Origin of the sequence: Actinomadura sp. BRA 177, from assembly GCF_013372625.1 — a bacterium.
In the GTDB taxonomy this organism is placed as follows: Bacteria; Actinomycetota; Actinomycetes; order Streptosporangiales; family Streptosporangiaceae; genus Spirillospora.
On record NZ_JABXFD010000171.1, the window covers coordinates 1 to 6,388 of the forward strand.

Here is a 6,388-nt window from a genome sequence, read left to right on the forward strand (position 1 = left end):
ATCGCCAGGGGCGCCCGCCGCGAGCCGCGCGCCCCTGGCGATGCCTCGTCTCATCAGGTCACCCGTTCTTCCCCGCCGTGGGCGCGGGCGAGGGCAGGTAGCCGCTCACGCCGGCGCCCGTCCCGTACTGCCCGGACTTGCCGCCGATCTCCTCCTGCAGCGCCAGGATCGTCACGACCTGCCCGGACGGGGTGTCCACCACGTCCACGGTGGAGACCGAGTCCCCGGCGTCGGAGTCGCGCAGCGCCGCGATCAGCCCGCCCTCCTGTGCGGAGGTCGGCGGGCCACCGACGACGGTACCGCGCCCGGCGGCGTCGAGGGCGGCGGCCAGCGAGATCAGTGCCTTGTTGTCGGTGTCGCCGCCGTCGTAGGCGTACGGGGCGGCGGGCGCGACCATGACGGCGAGCGTCGCGTGCTGGCCGGGCTTGCCGCTGGTGGTGACGTACCCGGCCTCCTTGAAGCCGTTGAGGACGGCGCCGCCGACGGCGTCCTCGCGGCCGGACTTGGCGGGGTCCTTGGTGACGAGGGCGTTCGCCAGCACCGCGCCCGCCTTGTCGTAGGGGCTCGCGTCGGCGGGGAACGTCACCTCGTCGGCCTTCAGCTGCGTGGACAGCTCGTCCACGGTGGTCTGCTGGTCGTCGTCCAGGAGCTTCTTCTGGATCGTGACGCGCCCGGTGACGGCGGCGCCGGCGTTCTTCGCCAGCTCGCTGACCTGCTCGATGCTGTCGTTGCCGGCGCCCGGCGTCTCGATCAGCACGACCGACTGGCCCTTCAGCCGGTTCGCGACGAGCTGCGGCGACAGCACGTTGGTGAACTGCTCCTGGCCGTTCACCCGGTGCTGCAGGTCGCGCTGCGCGAGCCGGGCCTGCTGGGCGGTCTTGGCCGCCGAGTTGGCCTGCTGGCGCAGCGTGTCGCTCACCGAGTCCGACAGCGTGGTGGAGCCCAGCACGATGCCGAGCGCCAGCGCGAGGAAGATCGCGACGATGGAGACGAGATGGTAACGGAAATCGATCACGTGAAGAGTCCGGTCAGCCAGAAGACGAAGGCGTGCCAGCGGTCGGCGATCAGGGGACTGATGACGTCCCCCGCCGGTGACATGGCGACGGCGGTGACGATGGCGATGAAGGCGCCGAGGACGAGGAACAGCAGCGACCAGGTGGAGATCCGGCTGCGGTACAGCCTGCTGACGCCCTTGGCGTCGACGAGTTTACTGCCCACCCGGAGCCGGGTGAGGAACGTGCTGGCCATGCCGGCGCGGCCCTTGTCGAGGAACTCCACCATGTTGGCGTGCGTGCCGACCGCGACGATGAGCGTCGCGCCCTTGTCGTCGGCGAGCAGCATCGCGATGTCCTCGCTGGTGGCGGTGGCCGGGAACACGACGGCCTCCTGCCCGAGCTCGTGGACGCGCTTCAGGCCGGGCGCGCGGCCGTCCCGGTAGGCGTGCACGACGATCTCGGCGCCGCAGGTGAGCGCGTCGTCGGACACCGAGTCCATGTCGCCGACGATCATGTCGGGGCGGTAGCCGGCCTCCAGCAGCGCGTCGGCGCCGCCGTCCACCCCGATCAGCACGGGACGGTACTCGCGGATGTAGGGCCGCAGCGTCGCGATGTCCTCGCGGTAGTGGTAGCCGCGGACGACGATCAGCGCGTGCCGGCCGTTGATCTTCGTGGTGACGTCCGGGACGCCGACGCCGTCGATGAGCAGGTCGCGCTCACGCTTGACGTACTCCATCGTGTTGGCGACGAACGCCTCCAGCTGGGACGCCAGCCCCGCCTTGGCCTCGGTCAGCGCCGTCTCGACCGTCTCGGCCGTCTGCTCGGTGCCCTTGGCGACGACGTCCTCGCCGCGGTGCACGGCGGGGCCCTCGACGCGGACCTGGTCGCCCTCGCGCAGCTTGCCGAAGATCTCCGGGCCGACGTCGTCCACCAGCGGGATGCCGGCCTCGATGAGGATCTGCGGGCCGAGGTTCGGGTACCGGCCGGAGATGCTCGGCGCGACGTTCACCACGGCGCCGACCTCGCACGACACCAGCGCCTCGGCGCTGACGCGGTCGAGGTCGACATGGTCGATCACCGCGATGTCGCCGGGCTGCAGCCGCTTGGTCAGGTCCTTGGTGCGGCGGTCGAGCCGGGCGGTGGCGCTCACCCCGGTCCGGCCGTCCTCGCGGCCCCGGCCGAGCGCGAGGACGCGCCGCGGCAGCTTCCGGGCCGGCCGGACGCCGCGGTCGGCGCCCGGTTCCGTACCCGGTTCGGGGCCTGCCTCGGCGCTGGGCTCGGTGGTGGGTGACGGGTCGTTCATCGCCAACCATCCTGCCAGAGCGCGGGAGTGAACGCCGGAAAGGACGACTGTCCAGGCGTGTCCACTCGTGTACCGTCTGTAGTTATTGGACTGGTTACCGTTCGTCGGCGGCCATGGCGAGCAGCTCCTCGGCGTGCGCGCGGCCGAGCTCGGAGTCCTCCAGGCCGGCCAGCATCCGGGACAGCTCCCGCACCCGTCCCTCCCGGTCCAGGGCGGTGACGCCGCTGCTGGTCACGGTGCCGTCGTCGGACTTCTCCACCAGCAGGTGCTGGTCGGCGAACGCGGCGACCTGCGGCAGGTGCGTGACGACGATCACCTGGGCGTTGCGGGCCAGCCGCGCCAGCCGCCGCCCGATCTCCACCGCCGCCTTGCCGCCGACGCCGGCGTCGACCTCGTCGAACACGAACGTCGGGACAGGGTCGGCGCCCGCGAACACGACCTCGATCGCCAGCATCACCCGGGACAGCTCACCGCCGGAGGCGCCCTTGTGCAGCGGCAGCGGCGGCGACCCCGGGTGCGGCGCGAGCCGCACCTCGACCTCGTCGACGCCGTGCGGCCCGTAGTCGCCGGCCGGGTTCACCGTGACGGAGACGCGGGCGTGCGGCATCGCCAGGGCCGTCAGCTCCTCGGTGACGGCACCGGAGAACCGCTCGGCGGCGCGGGTGCGGACCGCGGTCAGCTCCCCCGCCTCGGCGGCCAGCCGCTCGGTCAGCTCGGCGTGCTCGGCGCGCAGCTCCTCGATGCGATCGTCGTCGCCCTCCAGCTCGGTGAGCCGGGCCGCCGCCGTCCGCGCCCACTCCAGGACCTCCGCGGCCGTCGCCTCCGTCCCGCCGTACTTGCGGATCAGCGCGGTCAGCTCCGCGCGCCGCTCCTGGACGGCGGCGAGCCGCGCCGGGTCGGCGTCCACGGACTCGGCGTAGGACGCGAGGTCGGTGCCGACGTCGGAGACGAGGTAGCCGGCCTCGGCGAGCCGGTCGGCGAGCGCCGCCAGCTCCGGGTCGTGGTCGCGGACGGCGTCGAGGGCGTTGCGGGCCTGGCCGAGCAGGCTCGTCACGTTCGCCGCCTCGAACGCGGCGGCGGGGTCGCCCAGCAGCGCCTCATGTGCGGTGTCGGCGGCGCCGTGCAGCGCGTCGGCGTGCCCGAGGCGCTCCTCCTCGGCGGCGAGGTCCGCGTCCTCGCCGTCCTTCGGGTCGACCTTCTCGATCTCCTCCATGCCGAAGCGGAGCACGTCGGCCTCCTGGGACCGCTCGCGCGCCCGCGTCGTCAGCGCCTCCAGCAGCGCGGTGACCTGCCGGTGCCGCTGGTAGGCCTTGGTGTAGGCGCGCATCGGCTTGGTCAGCGCGCCGCCCGCGTACCGGTCGAGCGCGGCGCGCTGCCGCCCGGCCTGCAGCAGCCGCTGCTGGTCGGACTGGCCGTGCACGGCGACCAGGTCGTCCGCCAGGGTGATCAGCACGCTCACCGGGACGGACCGGCCGCCGAGGAACGCGCGGGAGCGGCCCTCCGCCGACACCGACCGGCTGATGATCAGCGCGCCGTCGTCCAGCTCGCCGCCGGACTCCTCGACCCGCTCCATCGCACGGCCGCCCGGATCGACGGCGATCCGGCCCTCCACCGTCGCGCGTCCCGCGCCCGGCCGGACCCGCTGCGGGTCGGCGCGGCCGCCGAACAGCAGCCCGAGGCTGGTGACCACCATGGTCTTGCCCGCCCCGGTCTCCCCGGTCACCACGTTGAAGCCCGGCGACAGATCGAGCACGGCCTCGTCGATCACCCCGAGGCCCTGGATCCGCACCTCATCGACCATCGGACGCACCGGCGTCACAACCCTCCGCAAACAGATCCCCGAGCAGCGCCTGTGGAGATTATCCCTTCTGACCGCCGGACGCTCCCCCGCCCGATCCGCCGGGACCGCCGTCCGGCAGCGGTCCCGACCCCGGGTACCCGGCGATGCCGCCCGCCGCGGGAGCGTCCCCGACCTGCGAATCCGCCAGCGGCGGGGACGGCCGGGACGGCTGCCGGACCCGCCCCCGCCAGCCCGTCACTGGCAGCCCGAACTTGGTGACCAGCCGGTCGGTGAACGGGGTGAGGTGCAGCCGCGCGAGCCGCACCGGCTCCGCGCCGCGGCGCACCTCCACCCGCGCGCCCGGCGGCAGGTCGAGCGTGCGGCGCCCGTCGCACCACAGGACGGCGCGGGGCGTGTCCGGCAGCACCTCCACGGCGACCGACGAGCGCGGCGACACCACCAGCGGGCGGGCGAACAGCGAGTGCGCGCTGATCGGCACGACCAGCATCGCCTCGACCTCCGGCCACACCACGGGCCCGCCGGCGGAGAACGCGTAGGCGGTGGAGCCGGTCGGGGTGGCGACCACCACCCCGTCGCAGCCCCAGTTCGACAGCGGGCGGCCGTCGATCTCGGCGACGACCTCCAGCATCCGCTCCCGCTCGGCCTTCTCGATGCTGGCCTCGTTCAGCGCCCATGTCGTCCCCATCACGGTGCCGTTGCGGCGGGCGGTGACGTCGATCGTCATCCGCTCCTCGACCTCGTAGCGGCGGTCGCACACGCGGTCGACGGTGGCGGCGAGGTCCTCCCGCTCGGCCTCGGCGAGGAACCCGACGTGGCCGAGGTTCACGCCGAGCAGCGGGGTGCCGGACGTGCGGGTCAGGTCGGCGGCGCGCAGCAGCGTCCCGTCGCCGCCGAGCACCATGACGACCTCGGCGCCGTCGGCCGCCGCCGCGGTGCCGGGCATGACCTGCACGCCCGTGCGGCCGATCTGCGCGGCCTCGTCGTCCAGGACCCGGACCCGGATCCCGGCCTCGCCGAGCCGCTCGATGACCAGCTGCGCGCTGCGGACGGCCTCCGGCCGCCCGGTGTGCGTCACGACCAGCACCGACCTTGTGCTCATGCGCTCGCCCCACTCCCCGACGCGCTCCCGCGTACAGACGTCTGGACGAACGTCCCCTGTGCGGACGTTCCCGGTTCGGACGCCCTCTGTACGTTCCGGAGACTGTCGCCGATCACTGCGGGCCTTCCTTGATCGCCTTCGCCAGCGCCTCGTCGCCGAGCGGCGGAGCACCTGCCCGCAGCCAGAGGAAGTACTCCACGTTCCCGGACGGCCCCGGCAGCGGGCTCGCCGTCACCCCGAGGACGCCCAGGCCGAGCGTGCCCGCATGCTCGGCGACGCCCCGCACGGCGTCCGCGCGCAGCTCCGGGTCGCGGACCACACCGCCGGCGCCGACCCGGTCCTTCCCGACCTCGAACTGAGGCTTCACCATCACCGAATAGTCGGCGCCGGGTGCGACACATTGACGCACCGGCCCGAGCACGAGCTTCAGCGAGATGAACGACAGGTCGCCGACGACCAGGTCGGGCGGCGGGTCGCCGAGGGTCCCGGGCTCCAGCTCGCGGATGTTGACCCGCTCCATGACGGTGACCCGGTCGTCGGTGCGCAGCGACCAGGCGATCTGGCCGTAGCCGACGTCGACCGCGTAGACGTGCGCGGCGCCCGCCCGCAGCAGGACGTCGGTGAACCCGCCGGTGGAGGCGCCCGCGTCCAGGCAGGTGCGCCCCTTGACCTCCAGGCCCGGGAACGCCTTGAGCGCGCCGGCGAGCTTGTGGCCGCCGCGCGACACGTACTCGGGGCCGTCCGCGGCCTCCTCGACGACGATCGCGGCCCCGGCCTCGACCTGCGTCGCGGCCTTCGCCGCCCGCTGCCCGCCGACCCGCACCCGGCCGTCGGCGATGAGCTGCCCGGCCTGCTCCCGCGACCGCGCCAGCTTCCGCCGCACCAGCTCGGCGTCCAAGCGGCGTCTCATGGCCTCGCCTCCGCTCGGCGGCTCGGGGCGCCGGCCGGCGCCGCCTTCCCTCGTCGCGTGCTCGCTCCTTCGTCGCTGCGCGCGCTCCTCAGTCCAGGCGGCGCCGCGCCCCTCGCGCGTGCCCTCACGGGCGGGGGCGGAGGGAGTCGGGGCTGTCTCCTATACCCATCTGACGCTGCCGACGAAGAGGCGCGGGTCGATCTCGGTGGTCGGCGGAGCATCGAACAAAAAGAGGACGCGACGCACACATTACTCAGAGCCCCGCATCAGCACGCACACA

4 protein-coding genes and 1 pseudogene are annotated in these 6,388 nt (G+C 73.8%); all 5 read right to left on the minus strand.

The window, feature by feature from the left end:
* Positions 1-58: 58 nt before the first annotated feature.
* The 5 genes and pseudogenes from HUX53_RS05740 to HUX53_RS05760 all read right to left on the minus strand — a co-directional run bounded on the left by HUX53_RS05740 (position 59) and on the right by HUX53_RS05760 (position 6,108).
* Entirely contained in the window at positions 59-1,015 is a 957-nt protein-coding gene (locus HUX53_RS05740; RefSeq protein ID WP_176402126.1) for a copper transporter, read from the minus strand.
* Positions 1,012-2,298 (minus strand): putative cytokinetic ring protein SteA, encoded by a 1,287-nt coding sequence (steA, locus tag HUX53_RS05745; RefSeq protein WP_176402127.1) that lies wholly within the window; start codon positions 2,296-2,298, stop codon positions 1,012-1,014. The genes HUX53_RS05740 and steA overlap by 4 nt, the downstream gene beginning before the upstream one ends.
* Positions 2,299-2,392: 94 nt before the next feature.
* Entirely contained in the window at positions 2,393-4,099 is a 1,707-nt protein-coding gene (recN, locus tag HUX53_RS05750; protein ID WP_176402128.1) for a DNA repair protein RecN, read from the minus strand.
* A 217-nt stretch (positions 4,100-4,316) separates the two neighbouring features.
* Positions 4,317-5,198, minus strand: a pseudogene (locus HUX53_RS05755) (NAD kinase); the annotation flags it as partial.
* Between the two features lie 112 nt (positions 5,199-5,310).
* Positions 5,311-6,108, minus strand: a complete 798-nt coding sequence (locus HUX53_RS05760; RefSeq protein ID WP_176402129.1) for a TlyA family RNA methyltransferase — start codon at positions 6,106-6,108, stop codon at positions 5,311-5,313.
* Between the last annotated feature and the right edge of the window lie 280 nt (positions 6,109-6,388).

Coding starts and splice junctions, on each gene's coding strand:
- steA (WP_176402127.1), bottom strand. CDS start 2,298: ATGAACGACCCGTCACCCACCACCGAGCCCAGCGCCGAGGCAGGCCCC.
- HUX53_RS05760 (WP_176402129.1), bottom strand. CDS start 6,108: ATGAGACGCCGCTTGGACGCCGAGCTGGTGCGGCGGAAGCTGGCGCGG.
- recN (WP_176402128.1), bottom strand. CDS start 4,099: ATGGTCGATGAGGTGCGGATCCAGGGCCTCGGGGTGATCGACGAGGCC.